Here is a 20,578-nt window from a genome sequence, read left to right as displayed (position 1 = left end):
CGTAATTCACGAAAGAATGCGCACGAAATTCTTTTTCGACACAGTGGATTGATATGAAGGTACTGGTTACCGGGGCGACCAGCGGCTTAGGCCGAAATGCGGTCGAGTTTCTGCGCAACAAAGGCATCAGCGTCAGGGCTACCGGTCGCAACGAGGCGATGGGTAAGCTGCTGCAAAAAATGGGCGCAGAGTTTGTCCATGCCGACCTGACGGAGCTGGTCTCCTCTCAGGCGAAAGTGATGCTCGCCGGTATCGACACACTGTGGCACTGCTCCAGTTTTACCTCCCCGTGGGGCACCCAGGAAGCCTTCGATCTCGCCAACGTGCGCGCCACGCGCCGCCTGGGCGAATGGGCCGTTGCCTGGGGCGTGCGTAATTTCATTCATATCTCCTCTCCGTCACTCTATTTTGACTATCACCACCATCGCGATGTGCAGGAAGATTTCCGCCCGGCTCGCTTTGCCTGTGAGTTTGCCCGCAGCAAGGCGGCCAGCGAAGAGGTGATCGACCTGCTGGCGCAGTCGAACCCGCATACCCGTTTTACGGTGCTGCGCCCGCAGAGCCTGTTCGGGCCACACGACAAAGTGTTTATTCCGCGTCTGGCGCAGATGATGCACCACTACGGCAGCGTGCTGCTGCCGCGCGGCGGCGATGCGCTGGTGGATATGACCTACTACGAAAATGCCGTTCACGCCATGTGGCTGGCAAGCCAGCCGGACTGCGATAAGCTGATCTCCGGTCGCGCCTACAACATCACCAACGGCGAACCGTGCACGCTTCGCAGCATTGTGCAAAGGCTGATTGACGAGCTGCAGATCGACTGCCGTATCCGTTCTGTGCCCTACCCGATGCTGGACATGATTGCCCGCAGCATGGAGCGTTTTGGCAGTAAATCGGCCAAAGAGCCCGCGCTGACGCATTACGGTGTGTCGAAGCTTAACTTTGATTTTACGCTGGATATTTCGCGGGCAGAGAACGAGCTAGGGTATAAACCGGTTGTGACGCTGGATGAAGGGATTGTGCGCACGGCGGCGTGGCTGCGGGATCACGGGAAATTGCACCGATAAGCGATTCAGGCTCACGTAGGCCGGGTAAGCGCAGCGCCACCCGGAAAAAGACAGGGAGTGCGGCCTGATGCCCTCACCCCGTCCCTCTCCCACAGGGAGAGGGTGCAAACACTAAAACGGCAACCTTTCGGTTGCCGTTTGCTGTTTATAATGCCGTCCAGGCATCAGACCATGCCAGACCTGCGCCCGGTTCATAGTATGCCGGGGCGTTGTTACACCAGCCGCTGTACGGGAACGGTTTGCACTGGAACAGTTTACCGTGGTTGTTCACGATATCACCTGCGTTGTACTTGCTGTTCGCGCTCCATGCCGGGTAAGCACCGTCATCCTGTGCAGGCGTTGATGCTTTCGCTTTCACGTTCAGGAGATAGGACGTGGTGCTGCTCAGTTCGCCATCGCTAACAGTCAGGCTGACTTCAATTTGCTGAGCCGTTGCCGCTTCTGGTGCCTTGAAAGTCACAACCGCTTTATCCTGACCGGTGACGGTCTGACCATCCTGTGAACGCCAGGTGTAGGTCAGCTTGTTGCCATCCGCATCGGTAGACCCTTCCGCGCTCAGAGAAACCTGCGCACCGGCGTCAACCGCACCGATTGGACCCGCAATATGCGCGACCGGAGCGTGGTTCACAGTAGCAGGTTCAGCCGGGGTTTCATCCGGCGTCGGCGCTGGCGCTGGAGCCGGTGTTTCATCTTCTGCTGGCGTCGGCGCTGGCGTGACCGGGGTTTCGTCCGGGGTGGTGGCAGAGCCATCGTCGTTAACGATGTTCACGTTATAGAACTTCTGCACACACTTGCTGTAGTCACCCTCTTTAAAGGCGCTGAAAGGCGTCTGGTAGCCCACCAGTTGGCAAGAGTAGGTCTTTCCGTCTGGCGTATCGGCGCTCCATCCCCAGTCCTGCTCCCAGTAAATCTTCAGCGCACCTGCGCCGCCTTCGTCGAACTGCTTCATGTTGGCGCAGCCCAGCACCTCGTTCGCCGGAACGGGCACTTTCAGGTAATTCGCGAACTCTTTGTAATACTTGATACGGTTCTGAGACTGGGCAATTTCAGTCGGGCCGCCGCACTCAACGCCGCCGTTGATGATCTGGGTGGTCACGCCAAAGCCCGGCACCAGACCGCTGGCTTTATCGTGATCGTTCGGCTGCCACGTACCGTCGATAACCTGCAGCATGCTTGGTTTTGGCGGCTGCGGATAGGCGAAGAAGAAGATCGCGCTCGCCAGGTTCAGCCAGGTGTCTGCCACCAGCTCAGGCTTGTCGAGCAGGGTACGCACGTCACCGTACATTGCTTCAGAGAACGGACCGTAGTTGTAGTTATAGGACAACTGCTTCGCACCGCGACCGAAGTAGCTCAGGAAGTCACCGTCTTTATCTTTACCACAAGGCCAGGTCTGCCCCTGCCAGATATCCGGGTTACATTCGCCGTTATAGCCACCCTTCTGGCCTTCGGTCCAGCCCATTTCCCGCACGTGAACCAGGGCCTGACGCCATTCGGCTTCCGGACGCCAGCTTTCATGGCCGCCGGTTTCCTGAGCAAAGTGGGCAAACATGGTTGCCAGCTCTTTACGGCAGATGGCATCGCTGTCGCGACCGTCGTTGTAGGTCTTACACAGCGCCGGGAATTTGCCCACCGCTTTCAGGAAGTTGCTGTAGGTGTAAGACTGCGCGCGCATCGGGAACAGGTATTCCCAGTCGCTGGCCTTTACGATCCCTTCCACACGCTTCACGTTGTCAGGGTTTGCCGCGCGGCCTGGCTCAATCATTTCTACCTGAGCATTGTCCAACGTTTTGATGGTCTCTTTCACGGAGGCCATCAGGGGGAAGCTGGTCAGCTCTTTTTCTTTCTTCGCCAGATCGCTGGCTTTCATGGTGTATGGTTCACTGGTGGTCGCCTGCAGAGAGGCAGCCTGCGCCATAAACGGTGCTACGCATGCGCCGGCAACGAGTACACTCAGTAACGTCCTTTTATTCATTTCAGTATTCCTGTTAATTGAAGTTAAAGTTAAATCCCGGCTTATGTATTAATCCATTAATAAATAAACCATAGACAGCTGTTTTCACTTTTCGAAGAACACCCTCAGGAATTCTTCAAAAATAAAAAACATTACTAACGTGCCGCTAATTTCAACTGCTGATATTTCGCCCAGACCTTATGGGCATATTTCATTCGCTGCGAATAATTCTCTTTCTTCAATCCGGCGTTATAGGCACCTACCGCTTCCCAGTTATAGCCATACACCTTGATCATCCCGGAAAGGATGGACGCGCCGACCATAATGGAGGTACAGGGCTCGGTCATCAGCCGGTATTCGTCGATTCCCCGACTTTCCAGCGCGGTAAAGTGGGAGCTGTTAATTTGCATTAGCCCGACATCACGCGTGCCATCATGATTTTTCCCAACCGCATACGGATTCATACCGGATTCAACGTTGGCTATGGCATACAATAAATAAGGATCGACATGATAATAGTGTGCGGCTCTGTCCCAACAGTTTGCCAGTGCGCTTTGGCTTATTATCAATAACAACAACATTAACTTTTTCATTTTTACCTGCTGTAAGCGTCGGTTATTTCTCCTTAGCAACATCCTGTAAAATGAATTTTTAATCCCCTCCTCAATGAGGAGGGGAAGTGCTTATTGGGCTCGATTATTTACAGTCTGTTGACGGACCTTCTTTCACCCAGACATCGCTGTTAGCCGGGTTATCACCGCGGGTCCACCATTTGGCACGGTAAACGTTGCCCTGGTAAGTGGTGGTTTCGCCGCCGTTGTAAACCAGGTCTGAACGCCAGTTCATCTTGACGTTGCTGACCAGCTCCCAGGCATCCACACCGAAGCCAGGCTGGTTGCCCTGCGTCCAGTACTTCGCTTTCCACACCAGATGGTCAGCGCTCACGGTATCGCCATTGTTGTAGATTTTGCTGGCATCCCACGCGGCATATTTGCTGGCGTTAGCATCGACAGGCGCGTCGCAGCTTCCGGTGGCAGAGCCTTCGTCAGAAGGTGGGGTCACCTCGTCAGACGGCGGTGTCACTTCATCGGCTGGAGGCGTAACCTCGTCAGCCGGTGGCGTAACGTCAGCCGGTTTCGGATTCACGGTAACCTGCACGTTAGACTGCACGCTGGTTTTCCCATCGCCGACCACCACGCTCAGGGTGTAAGTAGACGTAGAAGTCACCTCTGGCGCAGTGATGGTCACGTTCGCGGTATCGGTACCGGTGGCGTGCATATCCGCCGGGACGCTCCAGGCATAAGTCAGCGTATCACCGTCAGGATCCGCAGCCTGCGCGTGCAGAGCGTAGGTTTCACCGGCCTGCAGCGTCACCGCTTCCATGGCGTTCACCACGGGTGCCTGGTTCGCTTTCGGCGCTTTGTTCACAACCTGCACGTCAATCGCGTTGCTCAGCCCTTTTGTATCCGTTACCGTCAGGCGGAACGCCATGGTCTGGTCGCTGGTGGCTGCCGCAACGTTGAAGGTTGCTTTCGCTTTGGTGCTGTTGGTGAGGGTCACCGATGGGCCAGAGATCTGGGTCCATTTGTAGGTGATTGCATCACCGTCTGGATCGCTGGAAGCAGAACCATCGAGCGTGACGGTTGCCGGGCCAGAGACGTTTTGATCCGCAGATGACGCGATTGGCGCATGGTTGGTGACAACCGGCTCAACCGGGGTAGAGCCGCCCCCCAGCAGGCTTTCGTTCATCGCATTCAGAATGTCGCCGTTGTCAGAGTCAATAGACCAGGAGAACAGACCGCCCAGTTTGTTGGCCAGAACGTATTTGCCTTTTGCCGCAGCGGAACGCGCATCTTCATAAGAGATCAGGTCGCCGGTTGACTTGTTGAAGACGTAAGGCGCTTCTGCGTCAGCGTCATAACCGTATTCCCAGCCAGGCTTGCCTTTGTACTCGTTCACAATCTGACGGTAATCCACCACGCCCGGTTCCCAGGTACCTTTAACCGGACCCGTTGCGGTACCGGTGAACGGGTTGTTGCCCGTCTGGCCGTGTACGCCGGTCCAGCCGCGACCGTACATGCCCGCACCCACCACAATTTTGCCCGGCTGTACGCCCTGCTGCAGCAGCGCGTTTACGCCGTTTTCGGTGGTGTAGTCCGTGTCAGGACGCCATGCCGGCGCGTGCAGCGCCGCCTGATGGCCCAGCACGGTGTTGCTCCACGCGCCGTAGAAGTCGTAGCTCATCAGGAAGATATGATCGAGGTACTGCTGCGCCGTGGTGTAGTCCACATCTTCAATCTTATCTTTACCGGAACCAATCGCAGTGGTCAGTTCGTAGGTGCGGCCCGTCTGCGCAGACAGTTCGTTCATCATGGTGCGCAGGTCGTGCATCAGCGCGGTGTAGGTTGCCTTGTCCTGCTGCGGGTTACCCAGCGCCGCGTTCTCGCCGCCGCCGCCCGGGAATTCCCAGTCGATATCCACACCGTCAAAGAATTTCCAGGTCTGCAGGAACTCTTTCACGGAGGAGACGAAGCGTGCGCGAATGGCCGGATCGTTCATCTGATAGAACGGGTCAGACAGGGTCCAGCCGCCGATGGACGGCAGAACTTTCAGACCCGGATGTGCTTTTTTCAGCGCCATCAGTTGGCCAAAGTTACCTTTGTACGGGTCGTCCCAGTTAGAGACGCCAGACTGGGGTTTTTGCAGGGCAGCCCACGGATCGTGGATCGCCACGGTGTAGTCCTGACGGCCGTTACAGGCGCGCTTCAGGGCTTCAAAGCTGTTACCGCCCTCAATGGATTTCAGGCTGTCGTTGATGCCGTCACCGCCGCAGATGGGAATGAAGCCGTACAGAATATGGTTCAGGTTAGCCGCAGGGATTTTATCCACCGGGAAGTTGCGGCCATACACGCCCCACTCAGGGAAGTAGGCGCCGACCACTTTATCGGTATGCTGCGCGAAGGTTTTGTTGTTTTCCTGCATCGGCGCGTTCAGCGGCAGCAGGTGGCTACCGTCGGTGTCCGCTACGATAATCAGCTTGCTGGCGCTTTTGGTGCAGCCGCTGGCATTACAGAGTTCCACCTGCTCCTGGTAGCGTCCGCCTTTTTTCACTTTGAAGGTCGCAGAGCCAGAGGCGCTGCCCGCGCCGGACCAGACGGTCTGGCCGTCCAGCAAGACTTTGGCAGAGGTTGGCGCGTCGCCGCTCCAGACGTTCCACTCAACCTTCACATCCACACCGTCAGGGTGAACTTTAACGAGGCTGTTATAGTCCTGTGCCGCCTGATCGACCTCTACCAGCGCAAATTTATCATTACCGCTGCTAATAGACGGAGTGCCTGGCGCCGCTGCAAATGCAGAGCTGGTAGCCGCTGCAATAAAGAGCGCCAGATATTTAGGCTTCATAAATTTCATTTTTATTTCCTGATAAATTTATTCGTAACGTTAATAAACCATGCCTTCCTTGAGAACATGGATTTGCTTTGCATAATGCGTATTAAACCAACCTGACAACCGTGAAAAAAACGTTTTGCTGCGCTGTATTCCTCCATAAAAAGATACAAGCCCAAATTCCGTGTAGCTTATATCCCTTACGATACACTGAGCGTAAAGAGACGTCCTTCTCTTCCACCGTCAAAAAGAATTATAAAAAAACTTGACCTGTATATTTAAAATGTGAAAGCAAACTGCTGACCAATAAACACCACTATTCCAGCAAATGAGAGATAAGGTCCGAAAGAAATAGTGAGGTTATTTTTATTTGAATGAGTTAAAGCGAAATAACCGATAATACCGCCCAGCGCGGCGATTAATTCAATCATGGGCAACGCCTGCCAGCCGCACCAGGCGCCCAGAGCCGCCAGCAGCTTAAAATCACCATATCCCAGCCCCTCCCGTCCGGTGGTCAGGCGAAACGCCCAGTACAACAGCCAGAGCGACAGATAGCCCGCCACGGCACCGAACAGCGCATCTCGAAGCGGCAGCGTATGAGCAAAGGCATGGAGCAGTAATCCCGCCCACAGCAGGGGTTGCGTCAGGCAGTCCGGCAGCAGCTGGTGCCGCCAGTCGATCATGGCCAGGGGCAATAAAAACGCCGCCAGCAGCCACAGAGAGAACAAAGCCTGGACGTCCGGCATACACCAGGCGGTGATGCCAAAAAACAGCGCGGAAAAAAGCTCGAACAAAAATATCCGCAACGGGATAGCGGTGCCGCAGCGGCTACAGCGTCCGTGTAAAACAAGCCAGCTGACCAGCGGGATATTCTCCCAGGCGGCCAGCGCGTGCTGACACGCCGGGCAGTGCGACGCCGGAAAGAGCAAATTACCGCCGCTCTCCTCTTCCATCACCATGTTCGGCACGCGCTCGGCGACAACGCCCAGAAAGCTCCCCACAATGCCGCCCAGGATCGCACTCATCACCGGGAACCCCACCGGGTAAACCTCCCGCATCAGCGCGAAGGTGTTCATGCGATTTTGCTCCAGGTGAGCTGTACTTCCGCTTTTACATCACTGAGGTGATCGACCGGCGTGAGGTTCATTTTTTGCAGCCTGACGCCGGAGGTCTGGTTAATTTCCCGCAGCCAGTTCTTTAATTCATACACGTTTACGCGATTAACGACGAACGATAACGTTTGTCCATCCTGACGCATATCCGTCAGGGGCAGATGAATTTCCTGCGCGCTACTCTCTACCACCGCACGCGGGTTATCCGTTTTGATAATCTGAACCTGGAGATGGTTTTTATCTATTTCACTGCGCATCCAGTTCAGCGACTCTTTTTGTCGGGTCAGCGTGGATTTGCTGTTCTGAATCATATTATCCAGCGGGATTATGCCCCCGTAATATACTGCCGCCACCAGAAGGGCGATGGCGCATATTTTCAGAATAACTTTTTCCCTGGCGCTGTAATTCTGATAACGAGACTTAAGCTGCGCAATTCGCTCTTTCATTTGTATTTCCCTGCGATCATGGCGGTATAAGGTGCAGAGGTGGAAACAGGCTGCAGGATGAAATCAAAATTCTCACCGGCCTGATTCACAAACGTCTGCAACGCGGTTGGGCTTTGCGCACTGACGCTCAGCGTCAGCGTGTTCTGTTGGGCGTCGTACTCCAGCAGATCGATTTCCATTGCCGGCACGGCCTGCCTGGCTTTCTCCAGCGCCTCAAGCTGCAAAAAGACGCCTTTGGTTTGCTTCTTAAGGTTTTGACCAAAGTGGTATTTGATGTTGGTCTGCTGGCGCATACTCGGAAAATGGTGCTGATAAACCTGAGCGATCTCCTGCTGAACCTGGTTTTCCTGCTGCACGAGCATCCAGGCCATGGCGACGCGCGGTCCCAGCAACAGGCCGAGAGAGAGCAGGCCCGCCGCGGCTATTGCCGCCTTGATGCCCTTCGAGGCTTTACCCGAGGCCGCTTTCGCGCTGAATTCGCCGTGCAGGAGCGTGACGCGGCAGGCGTGCCACTGCGGCTGGATCAGAACCAGCGGATGCTGCCAGGGGTGCCCGACGTCAATATCGACGCCAGCAGGCACGTCACCGTAGCAGCACACGCTCCCCTCTCCGGCTTTCTGCATCAGCAGCGGCAGCAGGCTCGCCTCCATTTCACCCGCGACATGGGGCGATAAGCGCAGCCAGTAGCCGTCGTCCTGGGCAACAAGCGTGCTTCCGCCCGCCGTCACGGGCAACAGCCACGCATCCGGCAGCGCCTGAATGACCTTTAATCCGGCCTCCTGACAGCGGGTTAACCACCCGCGCAGGCAATCGGCGTCGATGGCCACCGCGTCAACCTCGGCGCCCTTTTTGTTGAGCACCGTCCAGTGGAGATTATCCACGTCGCCAATCAGCGTCTCTTCCGCCATCCACGAGAATGCCGTCGCCTGCGAGGCGACTTTTTTTGGCAGCGTGAAGTGGCGGAAGATCATCTTGCTGGCAGGCAGAAGTAAACAGACGCGTGCAGCAAGTGGGTGGTCTGCCAGCGCGTCCAGGCTCTTCAGCACCTCAACCTGCTCGCTGCCGGAGACACACCACATTATTTTCCCGCCCTCGCGGCTGTCGGGACGAACAAAAAGGACCTGTTTCATAGCGTTCTACTTTTCTTATTCAATCATTCGGTAACGACGTTGCCACGTCACGATCTCACCGGCTTCGTTATTCACCTGAAGCTGGCTCACCACGCGAAGCGTTAATTCATCGGTATTGCCGGTCGAGTTCACGCGGAAATACCGGCTGTTAATGGAGAGCTGCTCAGCCACCTGCGGGAGATCGTCTTTTAACTGCGGGAAGGTCTGCTCCAGCGCTTTGCTGAAGGTTTCCCAATTTTCCCAGCCGGTTTCAGGACGCGATTCAATCAGGCGAACGGCATCATCTTCATTGAGTTTTCCGGGAAACAGGGCGGCCAGTAAGGCAGCCTGCTCCGGTTTAAGGGTGTTCACATCCACCTTGCTGGCAGAGTCCGGCAGCGCGCACAGCAGCTTGCTTACCTTCGGGTAAGCGGCAGCCGGGAACGCAGGCAGCAGCCTGATCTCGGCAATGGTGCGCATCATCTGGTTCGCCGGTTGGCGAGCGGGCACCACGCCTGCCCAGGCATCGGACTCGGCGCCCTCTTTGGCCGTTGTCGTGTCGCCATCGAGATAGTCCACCAGCTGCAGATACACCTCTTCCGCGTTGGTCTGGCTCAGGCCGCTCTGCGTCAGAAGCTGTTCCACAATCTGCTCCCGGCGCGGCTTTTCCGGCACCTCCGGGGTATTTTTCCCCTGCGCAATTTTTTCGACCGCCAGCAGGTTGTTAACGTTAAAGCAGTCCTGCGCGTCTTCCACCTGGCTGACCACCGTGTAGTCTTCACCCCGGGTTTCCAGCGGCTGATGCCAGTCGCCGTCGAGGGAGAGCGGTTTGCTTTCCCCGCTGGCGTCGGCCAGCAGCCGGTCTTTCACCACCTTTTCCTGGGCCTGCATTGCCCAGCGCAGCTGCTGCTGGCTCACCTGGTAATGCGTTTTTTGCAGGTTGCGGCAGAACTGCTGGCTGATTTTGGCGGCCAGCGCCGACATCATCACCAGCAGGATCAGCACCACCAGCAGCGCCACCCCTTTCTGTTTGCGTAATGCACTCATGATTTTGCTTCCGGTGCCGGTTGTGGCGAAGGCGCGGGTGTGGCCGCTTCAGGCAAATCGCCCGGGGTCGTAAAGACCCAGCGCCAGGTATCGCCGTTTTCCATGGTCAGCGTCAGCTCCACGCCGTCCGGCAGATGCGCCGGGTCGTTCCAGCTTTTCTGCCAGCCCTGACGGTAAAAGCGCCACTGGAGTGATTTCACCTCGCTGACAATCGGCACCTCGTCGGGTTTGGCGTCCGCCGGGCCGTCAATCACCGGCCAGACGTCGCGATACAATCGCCCCGCTTCGAGCCGCCAGCGCACGCGCTCCAGCTGGACCGTTCCGCTCACGCCGTTCAGCGTGGTCAGCTCAAGCGCATCATCAGCCGGACGAAACCGTTCCGGCTCGTTGCGCGGCGCGCGCGCCTGCAGCTGGTAGAAATCGCGCTCCATCAGGCTCCAGGCACGCTGCAGCTGATTGAGCTTCGCCGCGCTGGCATCGGTGGCCGAACTGGTGCGCATCGCCCCGTCCAGAATTTGCCAGGCCAGAGTGCCGATCACCGCAAAGATGGTCAGCGCAATCATGATCTCCAGCAGGGTAAAACCGCGCTGGCGTCGGGTTCTCTTCACTGGCTCTCTCCCGGCGGAATAATATGTAGCGAAATAACCGGCTGGCTGTCGTCGCCTTCCGCATACACGCGGATGGCGTTAGCCCAGACGCCGTCGGCGGTTTTGACCCGCTGCTTGCGCCAGTTCCAGCTGCGTCCGCCCATGGTTTCCGTTCCCTGCTGCTCAGCATCCGGGAAGTCAGTTTTCGCGAGCTGCGCTTCTGCCAGCTGATTCTCGGCCACCCAGCTCGCCTGCAGCGTGTCGGCCAGACCGTGGGTAAAACGCACGTTCAGGGAGACCGAGTTCATCAGCGCCAGCGCGGCGGTGGAGAAGATCACCAGCGCGACCATGACCTCCAGCAGCGTCATTCCCGTTTGCTTTTTCTTTGCGTTAGTCATCGTTTTCTACCGATACCGGAGCCGCGCCCTGCGACACCACGCGGAAATGGTGCTGCTTGTCGTAGCTTTGCAGCGTCAGGGTGAAGCGGCTGATTTCGCCGTCCGGTAAAAAAAGCACCTGCGGGTCGGACGATACCGTGGCGGCAAGACGCTGCGGCGAGAGCGAAACGTGCATCTCCTCCGGGAAATCGCCTTTGGTGGTAATTCGCCCCGCAGATAACGGCACCCAGCGGCGCTCGCCGTTTTTATCGTCGAGCGTCACCAGCTGATAGTTATTCGTGGTCATTACCAGCCCAACGATATTTCCATCCATCACCGCGCGGTCAGAACCATAATCAACGAGCGCTTTTAATTGCTGGCCAAATATATCCGCACCGCTGCGCGAGGGTATTGTGGACACCACCATCATGGCGCAGCTGGCAAATATCACCAGCGCCAGAATAATTTCCAGCAACGTAAAGCCGCGTTGATTTCTCATTATTTCTCTTTCTTATCCAGAGACCAGTTCGTAATATCGTCGGCGGTATTGGCTTCACCGTCCGGACCGGCCGAGAAGACGTCAACCGCGCCGTGTTCACCCGGGCTCACGAGAATATAATCCCCGCCCCACGGATCCTGCGGCAGGCGACGGATATAGCCATCGGCGCGGTAGCCGTTCGGGATTGGCGCGATTTCAGGTTTGGTGACCAGCGCCTGCAGTCCCTGCTCTGTGGTCGGATAACGGTGGTTATCCAGCTTATACATATCCAGCGAGCCTTCGAGCGCGACAATATCGCTCGTCGCTTTTTGCGTATCCGCTTTTTCCTTATTACCCATTAAGTTTGGCACCACCATACTCGCCAGAACGCCGAGAATAACAATGACCACCATTAATTCGAGCAACGTGAAGCCCGCCTGGCGCGCCAGGTTTTTACGTTTTAAAGCCATGATTTAACCTACCATATTATTAAGTTGCAGAAGCGGCTGTAATATTGACAGCACGATGAATAAAACAATCGTCGCCATGGAGACCACCAGCGCCGGTTCAAATACCGACAGCGTTAATGTAATGCGATGCTGTAGTGCCGATTCCTGGTTTTCCGCGGCGCGGTCCATTAAATTGCCTAATTCGCCGCTCTCCTCACCGGAGGCGATCATATACAGCATGGTCGGTGGAAAGAGCTTCGCCTGTTCCAGCGCGGCATACAGGGATGCCCCCTGGCGCACGGTATCGGCGGCCTGCTCCAGCACCTGTCGGGCGTAGAGGTTTTCAATACCGTCCATGGCGATATACATCCCCTCCAGCAGCGGCACGCTGCTGGCCTGCAGGATGCTCAGGGTGCGGATATAGCGGGCGCTGTTGATGGCGCAGACCAGCTTTTTAATCGGTGAACCGTTCACCAGCCAGCGGTTCCAGCGAAAGCGGTTTTTGGCATTTCTGAGCCAGGTTTTAAAACCGACAAACCCACCGCCCAGGATCCCGACGATATAGATGCCGTAGGCCTGCAGGAAATCGCTCACCGCAATCAGCGTGCGGGTGGTGATCGGCAGCTGCTGCTTCATGTGGGTGAACTGCTCGATTACCTGCGGCACCACCGCCACCAGCAGTATGCTGATAACCGCGATGGCAACCACCGTCAGGGTAATCGGGTAGACCATCGCCTGCGTCAGCTTGCTTTTCATCTTCTGACGCTGTTCGTTGTACTCCGCCAGCTTCTCCAGCACGTCCCCCAGGTGGCCGGTCTTTTCCCCGGCCATCACCAGGGTGCAGTAGAGCTTGTCGAAGGTGCGCGGGAACTGGCTGAAGGCGTCAAACAGGGTATGACCTTCCACCACCTTCTCGCGGATCTCCACCACCATCGCCGCCAGCTTTTTGTCTTCCGTCTGCTTCGAGATCGCTTTCAGCGCGCTCTCCAGCGGCAGCGCGGCGTTGACCAGCGTCGAAAGCTGACGGGTAAACATCGACAGCACCGGGGTGGAGAGCTTCGCCCCGGTTTTTACTTTCCCGCCTGCCGTTGCCTCGCGGGTTTCAGTGATGCTGACGGGCATCAGCTTTTGCTCGCGCAACATCTGGCGAACCTGCTTCTGCCCCTCGGCCTGTAGCGTCCCGCGCTGGGTTTTCCCCGCGGCATTCGTCGCCGTCCAGGCGTAGAAGGCCATTACGCATCCCCCCCACGCTCGGCGGTGACGCGCATCACCTCTTCCAGCGAGGTCACACCGTTAATCACCTTCAGCAGCCCGTTTTCGCGCAGGCTGTAGGCCTGCTTAAACAGCTGCGTTTCGATGGTCATTTCGTCCTTATCTTCATGGATGGCGCGGCGCATGGCGCTGTCCACCACCAGGAATTCATGTATACCAGCGCGGCCCTGATAGCCGCTCTGACGGCAGTGTTCGCACCCCACCGCGCGGTAAATCACTTTTGGCGGCGCGTCCATAAAGCTGAACAGCGCTTTTTCATTGGCGTCCAGCGGACTGGTGGTCCGGCAGTGGGTACACAGCCGACGCACCAGACGCTGGGCAATGACACCGAGCAACGATGATCCGATTAAAAATGACTCCAGCCCCATGTCCCGCAGGCGAGTAATCGCCCCTGCGGCGCTGTTGGTGTGCAGCGTCGACATGACCAGGTGACCGGTGAGCGAGGCCTGCACCGCAATTTGCGCGGTTTCGCCGTCACGAATTTCCCCGATCATCACCACGTCCGGGTCCTGACGCAGAATGGCGCGCAGCCCGCGGGCAAAGGTCATGTCCACGCGCGGGTTAACCTGCGTCTGCCCCACCCCTTCCAGCTCGTATTCAATCGGGTCTTCAACGGTCAGGATGTTGCGTTCATGGCCGTTCAGCGCCGAGAGAATGGCGTACAGGGTGGTACTTTTACCGGAGCCCGTTGGCCCGGTGACCAGGATAATGCCGTGCGGGCGGTCAATCAGCCCTTTTAACTTATCCAGCTCTTCATCGATCAGGCCCAGCCTGTTGATGTCGGGCTTCAGGTTGCTTTTGTCGAGCAGACGCATCACCACGCGCTCGCCGTACTGGGACGGAATGGTCGAGACGCGCACGTCGATGGCCTTGCGGCCAATGCGCAGGGAGATACGGCCATCCTGCGGCAGGCGCTTCTCGGCGATGTCGAGTTTCGACATGACCTTGATGCGCGACACCAGCAGCGGCGCGAGCTTACGCGCAGGCTGCAGCACCGGGCGCAGCACGCCGTCAACGCGAAAGCGAATGCTCAGCGTGCGCTCGAAGGTTTCGATATGAATATCCGACGCACCGTCTTTCACCGCCTCGCCGAGAATGGCGTTAATCAGGCGGATCACCGGGGAGTTTTCGTCGTTATCGAGCAGATCCTCGTTATCCGGGATCTCCTCGGTTAACGCCATCAGATCGATATCCGCGTCCATGTCGTCCACCAGCTGCTGAGAGACGCCGCTGCTCTGCTGCCAGATTTTGGCCAGCAGCTCATCAAAGGCTTCTGATGTCAGGGTCACCGGAACGAACGCGCGTTCCAGCACCCGGCGCACCTCCAGCAGTGCAAACGCCGGGGTGTCTTCACGGATATAGACGTCGTTGTTGTAAAACAGAACGCCGTTATCTTTTGCGTAGCTGCTGCTACACAGGGTTTTAGTCAGTTCGTCCACGGTGCCCTCTCCGCCTTAGTGTTTAAACGGATTACGCGATGCGCTGGTTTTCACCGGCGCGGCGCTGGCGTCGACGGGAAACGCGGGCAGTACCGCGTTATCCGCTGGCTCAATAATCCCGAGCTTTTTCTCTTCTACGCGCTGCTGCTGACGGGCCCGGATCTGGTCATATTTCTCTTTTGACGCCGCGCTGTAGTTGTCGTCGTCGCGCAGGACGGTGGTATGGATAAACACCATCAGGTTACGCTTGGACGAATCCTGCGAGGTGTAGCGGAACAGCTGACCGACCAGCGGGATATCGCCCAGCAGCGGCACTTTAGAGACCGACTGTTTGGTCACGTTCTCCATCAGACCGCCGAGCACCACCGTTTGGCCGCTGTGGACCATCACTTCGTTGTTAATCGTGCGCGTATTGAAGGTTGGGCCGAGGCTGGAATCCTCCGTCGCGCTGTTGTCGACGCTGGAGACTTCCTGCTCAATCTTCAGATGGATCATGTCGCCATCGTTGATTTGCGGCACAATTTTTAGCTTGGTACCCACCGTCTTACGCTCAACGGAGTTAAAGACGTTGTCGCCGCTGGTGGTCTGGGAGCCTGAGAGTACAGGCACGTCCTGGCCGACGTTGAACGACGCCTCTTTGTTATCCAGCGTCACGACGCTTGGCGTGGAGAGAATGTCGTTTTTGCCGTCGGTGGAGAGCGCGGTCATCAGCGCCCCGAAATCGCCGTTAAAGAAGCCGGTCGCAAGGCCGGTGAAGCTCGCCCCCTTCATGGTGCCGTTCTTAATCTGGCCGATCGGCAGGCCGGTGGAGCCAAACTGCACGCCGCCGTGCTTGCTGGTCCACTGCACGCCAAGATCCAGACCGTTGCCGTCCTGCACTTCAGCAATGATCGCTTCCACCAGCACCTGCGGACGGCGGATGTCGAGCTTGTCGATCACCTTCTCCAGGGAGTTCATCACGTTAGGCTGCGCGGTGATCACCAGCGAGTTGGTTGATTCGTCGGCGGTAATATTCAGGTCGGTTGCGGCGCTCGCGGTCTTCGCTTTGGCCGCGCCCGGCTTGTCTTTCAGCTGCTCGCCAATCCCGGTCAGCACCGGTACCACTTTGGTGGCGCTGGCATATTTGAGGTAGAAGACGCGGGTATTCCCCTCGTTGTTCTGCTCGCGATCCAGCTGTTGGATCAGAGAGCGGGTACGCATGCGCGCATCTTCCGAGCCGCTGATCACCAGGCTATTGGTTTCGTCATCTGCCACCACTTTGGTCGCCAGCTGCGGCGCGTTCTGCCCCTTTTGCTCTTCGTTGTTGAGGTTGTTCAACATGTCTGAGAGATCTTTAGCGGAGGCAAAGCGCAGCGGCACAATCTCGCGGCGCTGGATACCGTCTTTATCGACGCGCTGCACCAGATCCACCAGGCGGTTTACCACCGAGGCTTTACCGGTCAACAGCAGCACGTTGGAGGGTTCAAAATGCACCACGTTACCGATGCCGGTGGCATCGTTGAGCTGACGCAGCAGCGGGGCCAGCTCGCGTACCGGCACGTTTTCCATGCGCACCACGCGGGTGATGATCTCATCGCCTTTGCCCGGGTTTTTGCTGTCTGCCAGCGGCGCGCCGGCGGTGCGGGCTACGCTTGAGCGCACCACTTTCACCATCCCGTTGTCCATCGGGATCACCGACAGGCCGTACAGATCCAGCACGCTCAGGAAGAACTGGTAATACTCATCTTCCGTCAGCACGTTGTAGGTTCGCACCGACACCGAGCCCTGAACGGACGGGTCGACGAGAATGGTTTTATTCAGATTGCGGCCTACCGTATCGATAAACTCGCGGATATCGGTATTTTTAAAGCTCGCGCTAAAGTTGGCTGCAAGCAGCGAACTGGAATATAACGACAATGCGGTCAGCGCCACGCACGCCCAAGGAAATTTCTTCATGTCTGTACACTTGTTAATTGTTTAGAACATTGACCCGAATATTTTCAAGGTGAGCGTGACGTCTGACGACGACCTCCGCTTCTTTCATTTTCGACCAGTTGGCAATAATACTTTTTGCCTTAGCTTCGTCGGTCATATCGACAGAGTTGACTTTTACTGCCACGTCCCCCTTTTTCAGCCCTGAATGGCTGTAGAAGGAAGAGGCATTCCTTGGATTAATGTTGTAGCCTTCCAGCTGGCCCTTATCGATTAACGGCTTTAACACCAGATAATCATCCAGATGCACGCTGTCCGCGCCTGCATCTTTCGTCGATTTGCTTACCGGGCCGCTGTCAACGCCGCCCTTAAAATAATCAGGTTTATTTAACGCCAGTACCTGCGAAGCACCTTCGTAATTAACCACCACATTGTCTTTATTAATTTCCTGTATAAAGGCCTCGTTGAAGCCGGTCAGCGCCTCACCTTCACGGTAGCTCTTTTGACCACCCGGCGTTTTGATGACTGCGAAGGAGAGCCAGGCGTCATCACTGCTCACGATCCCTTCGATTTCCGCTGCCAGCGGGGCTTTCACCGCCGTCGGAACGTTATCCTGACGAGCGGCTGCGGTAAAAAGCGTGAATGTCTTTTCATCACGGCGGTTTTTAAGCGGCTGCGCATCTAAATTAGCCAACTTATTCGTAATTTTTTTATACTCTTTAAACGTGAGATAACCTTGTTGGCCGCAAAAAATTAACAGCACAAACATAATGCAAGGCGTTATCCACCGTGACAGAAATGAGAACCTCATTTTTCATCTGGCCTTTAGCAAAGCGAAAATAAGCAGCGTCGTACTGCGCCAATATGTGGGAAAATAGTAATTATCTGGTGCTAATACGACCACCGGCTTCGCCACTAACTTTCATAAAGAAAAATATTGACCGTATAAAATCCAGATGTTAGGCCTCACAGGCAGGATATTTTTACCCTGTACGTAAATTGACCCTTCCGTGGCGTTCCCTTACTTTCTCGTCCTGTTGCTATTCCTAATCAGAGACGGTAAGTCGTTATGTATCAGAGCCACTTCAATTTTAAACATCCGCCCTTTCGGAAAATCGTCCGGTTATCCGGTGATTTTCTGGTGCCTTATCATCAGGACGTGTTCAACCTTCTGAAAGAGAAAGCCCAACAGGCGGGAATTAGCTGCCTCTTTTCAGACGACACCCAGCTGTTGAGCCAGTTCAGCAATGCGCTGAAATGCACGACTCCCGGCGTGCTTGCCATCAATGCGTTTCCCAAACTGAGTGCCAGTAGCCTGCTGTACAAGCTCAGTCCGGGGACGAAAGAGAGCAAGAACCGTATTCAGGCGGTGGATGCCGTGCTGCGTCAGTGGCAGGAAGGGAAAGCGAAAGCCAAAGTGCTGGTAATCGCCCATACCGAAGCGATGAAGGACAACTGCCGGGAAGTCCTGGCGATGCTGCTCACCCGCGCTCAGGAGCTGGATTTCCGGTTGTCCGTGGTGTTGATGGGCGCGGCGGATCAGGAAGCCGTTCTGAAGCAGCAACCTGAACTGCGCGAATATACGCACACACATCATGCCTTGCGTCCCCTGACCTGCCGCGAATTCCTTAGCTATGTTCAGGCGCAGTGTGAAGAGCACGGGTGCGATACTTCGCCGTTTACGCCGGCGCGCGTGCGCAAGATGCATGCCCTGACCAGGGGGAATATCAGCAGGCTGAACGAGCTGGCACACCTGTCGCTGCTGGCCGCCTGGACCGAACGTGCAGCCCAGGTCAGCCCGCGTCATTTACGCCTGGCGGCGGGCGAGACGCTGCCCGCGAAAAAACACGGTAAGCACCTGGCAACCGTGGGCCTGTTCGCGTCCGTGCTGTTCGCCGCCTGCGGCTGGTATTTAACTTCCTCTATTAGTGCAAGACTGCCGGTTCAACTGCCCGTTCCCGTCAGCTGGCAACACCAGACGCCGAAAGTACCGGCACCCGTGGTGCCGGTTATCGACAACGAAGTCGTTAATCAGCCGGACGCCATGCATCAGCTTTATCAGATGTGGGGGTATGACGCCTCGGCGGACGATGCCCTGTGCCAAAACGCCGCGAAGGTGAACCTGATGTGTAAACAGGGGAACGCCTCGCCGGATGCGCTGGCGCAGGAAGGCTATCCGTGGGTCAGTGAACTGAAAACCGGCAACCACCTCAACTATGCCGTGGTCGCACGCGTCGGGGATACCTCTCTCGATCTACTGATGAATAACCGTACCTGGCAAGTGAGCCGCAGCTGGTTTACTCAGCATGCGACCGGCAATTACACCCAGCTGCACCGCCTGACGCCGGATGGCAAAGACGCCATCAGCGCCGCCAGCGATGCAAAAGACGTGGATTGGCTTGATCAGCAGCTGAGCGTGGCCCTTAACCAGCCGGAAACCCATGCCCAGACCTGGACGGCAGAACTGATGAAACGCACCCGAGAGTTCCAGCAAAAAATGCATCTGCACGTGGATGGGATCCCTGGTGAAGATACGCTGATGCAGTTAATGCGAGAAACCGATACCACACCGAGCGTATTAATTCAGGCCTCGCGTTTCACACCGGACGCGAAAACGCAGGAGAAACATTCCTGATGTCTACCATCTGTCTTGCGGCCCAGCGCAGCTACACTACCGGGGAGGCGGTCTGGTTTTCGTACCGCCTCCCCAGCCTGAAAAAAGCGTTTGGCAACGCCTTTCTCTGGATGCTGGGCCTTTGCGCCATGCTAATGACGGGGCTGTACGCGCATATTTACTGGAACCTGCGCCACCCTGCGCCAGAACCGGTAAAAGTGAGCGTCGCCAAACCGGAAACACAGCTTTCGGATATGCATTATGTGTATGTGAGCAAACCGTTCCCGCATCCGCAGCCGAAACCCGCCCCCGAGCATACCGATGTCCCGGCCATGCAGGATTTGCCCATTAACAGCGATGATGCCGACTGGCAGCAGGCACCCGATGGCGCCGAACCGCACGATACGTCGCGGGATACGTTACCCGGCACCGAAGCTCCCGCCAGCGCAGACAGCGATGATTCATCATTAACGGAGTTATTTAAGCAGGCGTTAAAAGAACAAGAGCAGGATTATTCCCAAGGCAAAATTCCCGCACCGCCGGTAGACGAAACGCAGGAAAATCCTCAAAGCAGTATGCTAAACGGAGATAAAGCGCGATCTCCCTTAAGTATTAAAGGAGACCGGCTGGAGTAATTAATATTTTTCTGGCAGAGCGGTGAGATTAAGAAGTCGACCTTTTTCCACCACGATATATTGACCTTTCTTCAGATCGGAGAGGATTTTAATGATGGTGCTGCGTGCCAGGTTGGTGTATTCCTGAATATAATCATAAATGTTGATATCACGCTGATGATGAACAATAAGCTCATTAATCTCGTATAAAAATTCACGCACCACTGAGTAAGCGCTGCGGGCAACCAGCACATCGTCACGTTTGCTCAGCATGCAGATGTACCAGGAGAGCACTTTGGTCAGTTCAGGCCATAAATTGTTATCCGTCATCAGCTGGGCGAAGGTCTCTTTCTTGATCGAGCGTATTACGGTGTTGGCGCGAACGAGGCCATACATATGGGTTGCGTTGTAGTACATAGACGAGAGGCCAAAAATGCACTGGCCCGTCACCGTGAACATACACAGTTCGTCGGATTCGCGACGGAATTCAACCTCACCGCTGACGATAATATGAATATATTGTGAATCAGAGGTAGAAATTTTCTGCCATTTCTTTAAAGTTTTTTCTTCAAAACCTGACGTTGCAGAAATAATGGCTTCCATTTCATGTTGCGGACGTAATTTTTTTGCATAGATGCTTAACATTGTTATACCCAATTTAAGATGTGAAATTTAAAAACGCAGGCGCAAGGCAAAAAAACCTTACCCCTCGAATATT

Annotated in this window: 19 protein-coding genes; 3 read left to right on the top strand and 16 right to left on the bottom strand. The window is 56.1% G+C overall.

The genetic code is table 11. From position 1 onward, the window contains the following. Window positions 1–53 precede the first annotated feature (53 nt). Complete coding sequence (locus N2K86_RS07110; protein ID WP_238459182.1) at window positions 54–1,067, top strand: NAD-dependent epimerase/dehydratase family protein; 1,014 nt, start codon at window positions 54–56, stop codon at window positions 1,065–1,067. 145 nt (window positions 1,068–1,212) lie between these two features. On the opposite strand, the gene N2K86_RS07105 is transcribed toward N2K86_RS07110, so the two are convergent. From N2K86_RS07105 to gspC, 15 genes are all read right to left on the bottom strand, one after another. Continuing rightward, window positions 1,213–3,039 carry a glycoside hydrolase family 19 protein gene (locus N2K86_RS07105; protein ID WP_260660961.1) on the bottom strand — a complete coding sequence of 609 codons (1,827 nt, stop codon included), beginning with the start codon at window positions 3,037–3,039 and terminating at the stop codon, window positions 1,213–1,215. A gap of 134 nt (window positions 3,040–3,173) precedes the next feature. Further along, window positions 3,174–3,611: a type III secretion system invasion protein IagB gene (gene iagB, locus N2K86_RS07100; protein WP_260660960.1), complete on the bottom strand. Its 438-nt coding sequence runs from the start codon at window positions 3,609–3,611 to the stop codon at window positions 3,174–3,176. A gap of 103 nt (window positions 3,612–3,714) precedes the next feature. Further along, on the bottom strand, window positions 3,715–6,429 hold the full coding sequence (locus tag N2K86_RS07095) for a glycosyl hydrolase family 18 protein (RefSeq protein WP_260660959.1): 2,715 nt from the start codon (window positions 6,427–6,429) through the stop codon (window positions 3,715–3,717). A gap of 254 nt (window positions 6,430–6,683) precedes the next feature. Continuing rightward, on the bottom strand, window positions 6,684–7,481 hold the full coding sequence (locus tag N2K86_RS07090) for a prepilin peptidase (RefSeq protein WP_260660958.1): 798 nt from the start codon (window positions 7,479–7,481) through the stop codon (window positions 6,684–6,686). Then, window positions 7,478–7,963: a type II secretion system protein M gene (locus N2K86_RS07085; protein WP_260660957.1), complete on the bottom strand. Its 486-nt coding sequence runs from the start codon at window positions 7,961–7,963 to the stop codon at window positions 7,478–7,480. Before N2K86_RS07085 ends, N2K86_RS07090 begins: the two co-directional genes overlap by 4 nt. After that, a complete protein-coding gene (gspL, locus tag N2K86_RS07080; protein WP_260660956.1) occupies window positions 7,960–9,093 on the bottom strand; it encodes a type II secretion system protein GspL in 1,134 nt (377 codons plus the stop codon). The genes N2K86_RS07085 and gspL overlap by 4 nt, the downstream gene beginning before the upstream one ends. Before the next feature lie 15 nt (window positions 9,094–9,108). After that, entirely contained in the window at window positions 9,109–10,119 is a 1,011-nt protein-coding gene (gene gspK, locus N2K86_RS07075) for a type II secretion system minor pseudopilin GspK (protein ID WP_260660955.1), read from the bottom strand. Next, a complete protein-coding gene (gene gspJ, locus N2K86_RS07070; protein ID WP_260660954.1) occupies window positions 10,116–10,727 on the bottom strand; it encodes a type II secretion system minor pseudopilin GspJ in 612 nt (203 codons plus the stop codon). Before gspJ ends, gspK begins: the two co-directional genes overlap by 4 nt. Beyond that, window positions 10,724–11,104 carry a type II secretion system minor pseudopilin GspI gene (gene gspI / locus N2K86_RS07065; protein ID WP_260660953.1) on the bottom strand — a complete coding sequence of 127 codons (381 nt, stop codon included), beginning with the start codon at window positions 11,102–11,104 and terminating at the stop codon, window positions 10,724–10,726. Before gspI ends, gspJ begins: the two co-directional genes overlap by 4 nt. Beyond that, window positions 11,097–11,582, bottom strand: coding sequence for a type II secretion system minor pseudopilin GspH (gene gspH, locus N2K86_RS07060; RefSeq protein WP_260660952.1), 486 nt, complete (start codon window positions 11,580–11,582; stop codon window positions 11,097–11,099). The genes gspI and gspH overlap by 8 nt, the downstream gene beginning before the upstream one ends. Next, the gene (gspG, locus tag N2K86_RS07055; RefSeq protein ID WP_028012525.1) at window positions 11,582–12,031 is read right to left on the bottom strand and encodes a type II secretion system major pseudopilin GspG; all 450 of its coding nucleotides are present in this window, start codon (window positions 12,029–12,031) and stop codon (window positions 11,582–11,584) included. Before gspG ends, gspH begins: the two co-directional genes overlap by 1 nt. 3 nt (window positions 12,032–12,034) lie before the next feature. Beyond that, complete coding sequence (gene gspF / locus N2K86_RS07050) at window positions 12,035–13,243, bottom strand: type II secretion system inner membrane protein GspF (RefSeq protein ID WP_260660951.1); 1,209 nt, start codon at window positions 13,241–13,243, stop codon at window positions 12,035–12,037. Continuing rightward, complete coding sequence (gene gspE, locus N2K86_RS07045; protein ID WP_313771639.1) at window positions 13,243–14,721, bottom strand: type II secretion system ATPase GspE; 1,479 nt, start codon at window positions 14,719–14,721, stop codon at window positions 13,243–13,245. The genes gspF and gspE overlap by 1 nt, the downstream gene beginning before the upstream one ends. Before the next feature lie 15 nt (window positions 14,722–14,736). Then, the gene (gspD, locus tag N2K86_RS07040) at window positions 14,737–16,656 is read right to left on the bottom strand and encodes a type II secretion system secretin GspD (protein ID WP_260660950.1); all 1,920 of its coding nucleotides are present in this window, start codon (window positions 16,654–16,656) and stop codon (window positions 14,737–14,739) included. 13 nt (window positions 16,657–16,669) lie between these two features. Further along, window positions 16,670–17,401, bottom strand: coding sequence for a type II secretion system protein GspC (gspC, locus tag N2K86_RS07035; RefSeq protein ID WP_260660949.1), 732 nt, complete (start codon window positions 17,399–17,401; stop codon window positions 16,670–16,672). A gap of 300 nt (window positions 17,402–17,701) precedes the next feature. Here gspC and N2K86_RS07030 point away from each other — a divergent pair, with 300 nt between their 5' ends. Both N2K86_RS07030 and N2K86_RS07025 read left to right on the top strand, forming a co-directional pair. After that, a complete protein-coding gene (locus tag N2K86_RS07030; protein ID WP_260660948.1) occupies window positions 17,702–19,267 on the top strand; it encodes an ExeA family protein in 1,566 nt (521 codons plus the stop codon). Beyond that, the gene (locus N2K86_RS07025; RefSeq protein WP_260660947.1) at window positions 19,267–19,881 is read left to right on the top strand and encodes a hypothetical protein; all 615 of its coding nucleotides are present in this window, start codon (window positions 19,267–19,269) and stop codon (window positions 19,879–19,881) included. The genes N2K86_RS07030 and N2K86_RS07025 overlap by 1 nt, the downstream gene beginning before the upstream one ends. Here N2K86_RS07025 and N2K86_RS07020 read toward each other — a convergent pair whose 3' ends face one another. Beyond that, the gene (locus tag N2K86_RS07020) at window positions 19,882–20,505 is read right to left on the bottom strand and encodes a helix-turn-helix domain-containing protein (RefSeq protein WP_260660946.1); all 624 of its coding nucleotides are present in this window, start codon (window positions 20,503–20,505) and stop codon (window positions 19,882–19,884) included. Between the last annotated feature and the right edge of the window lie 73 nt (window positions 20,506–20,578).

The organism is Enterobacter mori (genome assembly GCF_025244905.1).
GTDB lineage: Bacteria > Pseudomonadota > Gammaproteobacteria > Enterobacterales > Enterobacteriaceae > Enterobacter > Enterobacter mori_A.
This window is presented reverse-complemented; position numbering and strand designations above follow the sequence as displayed.

Excerpts from the sequence above, each read along its gene's own strand:
- N2K86_RS07110 (WP_238459182.1), top strand. The coding sequence starts at position 54 with ATGAAGGTACTGGTTACCGGGGCGACCAGCGGCTTAGGCCGAAATGCG.
- N2K86_RS07105 (WP_260660961.1), bottom strand. The coding sequence starts at position 3,039 with ATGAATAAAAGGACGTTACTGAGTGTACTCGTTGCCGGCGCATGCGTA.
- iagB (WP_260660960.1), bottom strand. The coding sequence starts at position 3,611 with ATGAAAAAGTTAATGTTGTTGTTATTGATAATAAGCCAAAGCGCACTG.
- N2K86_RS07095 (WP_260660959.1), bottom strand. The coding sequence starts at position 6,429 with ATGAAATTTATGAAGCCTAAATATCTGGCGCTCTTTATTGCAGCGGCT.
- N2K86_RS07090 (WP_260660958.1), bottom strand. The coding sequence starts at position 7,481 with ATGAACACCTTCGCGCTGATGCGGGAGGTTTACCCGGTGGGGTTCCCG.
- N2K86_RS07085 (WP_260660957.1), bottom strand. The coding sequence starts at position 7,963 with ATGAAAGAGCGAATTGCGCAGCTTAAGTCTCGTTATCAGAATTACAGC.
- gspL (WP_260660956.1), bottom strand. The coding sequence starts at position 9,093 with ATGAAACAGGTCCTTTTTGTTCGTCCCGACAGCCGCGAGGGCGGGAAA.
- gspK (WP_260660955.1), bottom strand. The coding sequence starts at position 10,119 with ATGAGTGCATTACGCAAACAGAAAGGGGTGGCGCTGCTGGTGGTGCTG.
- gspI (WP_260660953.1), bottom strand. The coding sequence starts at position 11,104 with ATGACTAACGCAAAGAAAAAGCAAACGGGAATGACGCTGCTGGAGGTC.
- gspH (WP_260660952.1), bottom strand. The coding sequence starts at position 11,582 with ATGAGAAATCAACGCGGCTTTACGTTGCTGGAAATTATTCTGGCGCTG.
- gspG (WP_028012525.1), bottom strand. The coding sequence starts at position 12,031 with ATGGCTTTAAAACGTAAAAACCTGGCGCGCCAGGCGGGCTTCACGTTG.
- gspF (WP_260660951.1), bottom strand. The coding sequence starts at position 13,243 with ATGGCCTTCTACGCCTGGACGGCGACGAATGCCGCGGGGAAAACCCAG.
- gspD (WP_260660950.1), bottom strand. The coding sequence starts at position 16,656 with ATGAAGAAATTTCCTTGGGCGTGCGTGGCGCTGACCGCATTGTCGTTA.
- gspC (WP_260660949.1), bottom strand. The coding sequence starts at position 17,401 with ATGTTTGTGCTGTTAATTTTTTGCGGCCAACAAGGTTATCTCACGTTT.
- N2K86_RS07030 (WP_260660948.1), top strand. The coding sequence starts at position 17,702 with ATGTATCAGAGCCACTTCAATTTTAAACATCCGCCCTTTCGGAAAATC.
- N2K86_RS07025 (WP_260660947.1), top strand. The coding sequence starts at position 19,267 with ATGTCTACCATCTGTCTTGCGGCCCAGCGCAGCTACACTACCGGGGAG.
- N2K86_RS07020 (WP_260660946.1), bottom strand. The coding sequence starts at position 20,505 with ATGTTAAGCATCTATGCAAAAAAATTACGTCCGCAACATGAAATGGAA.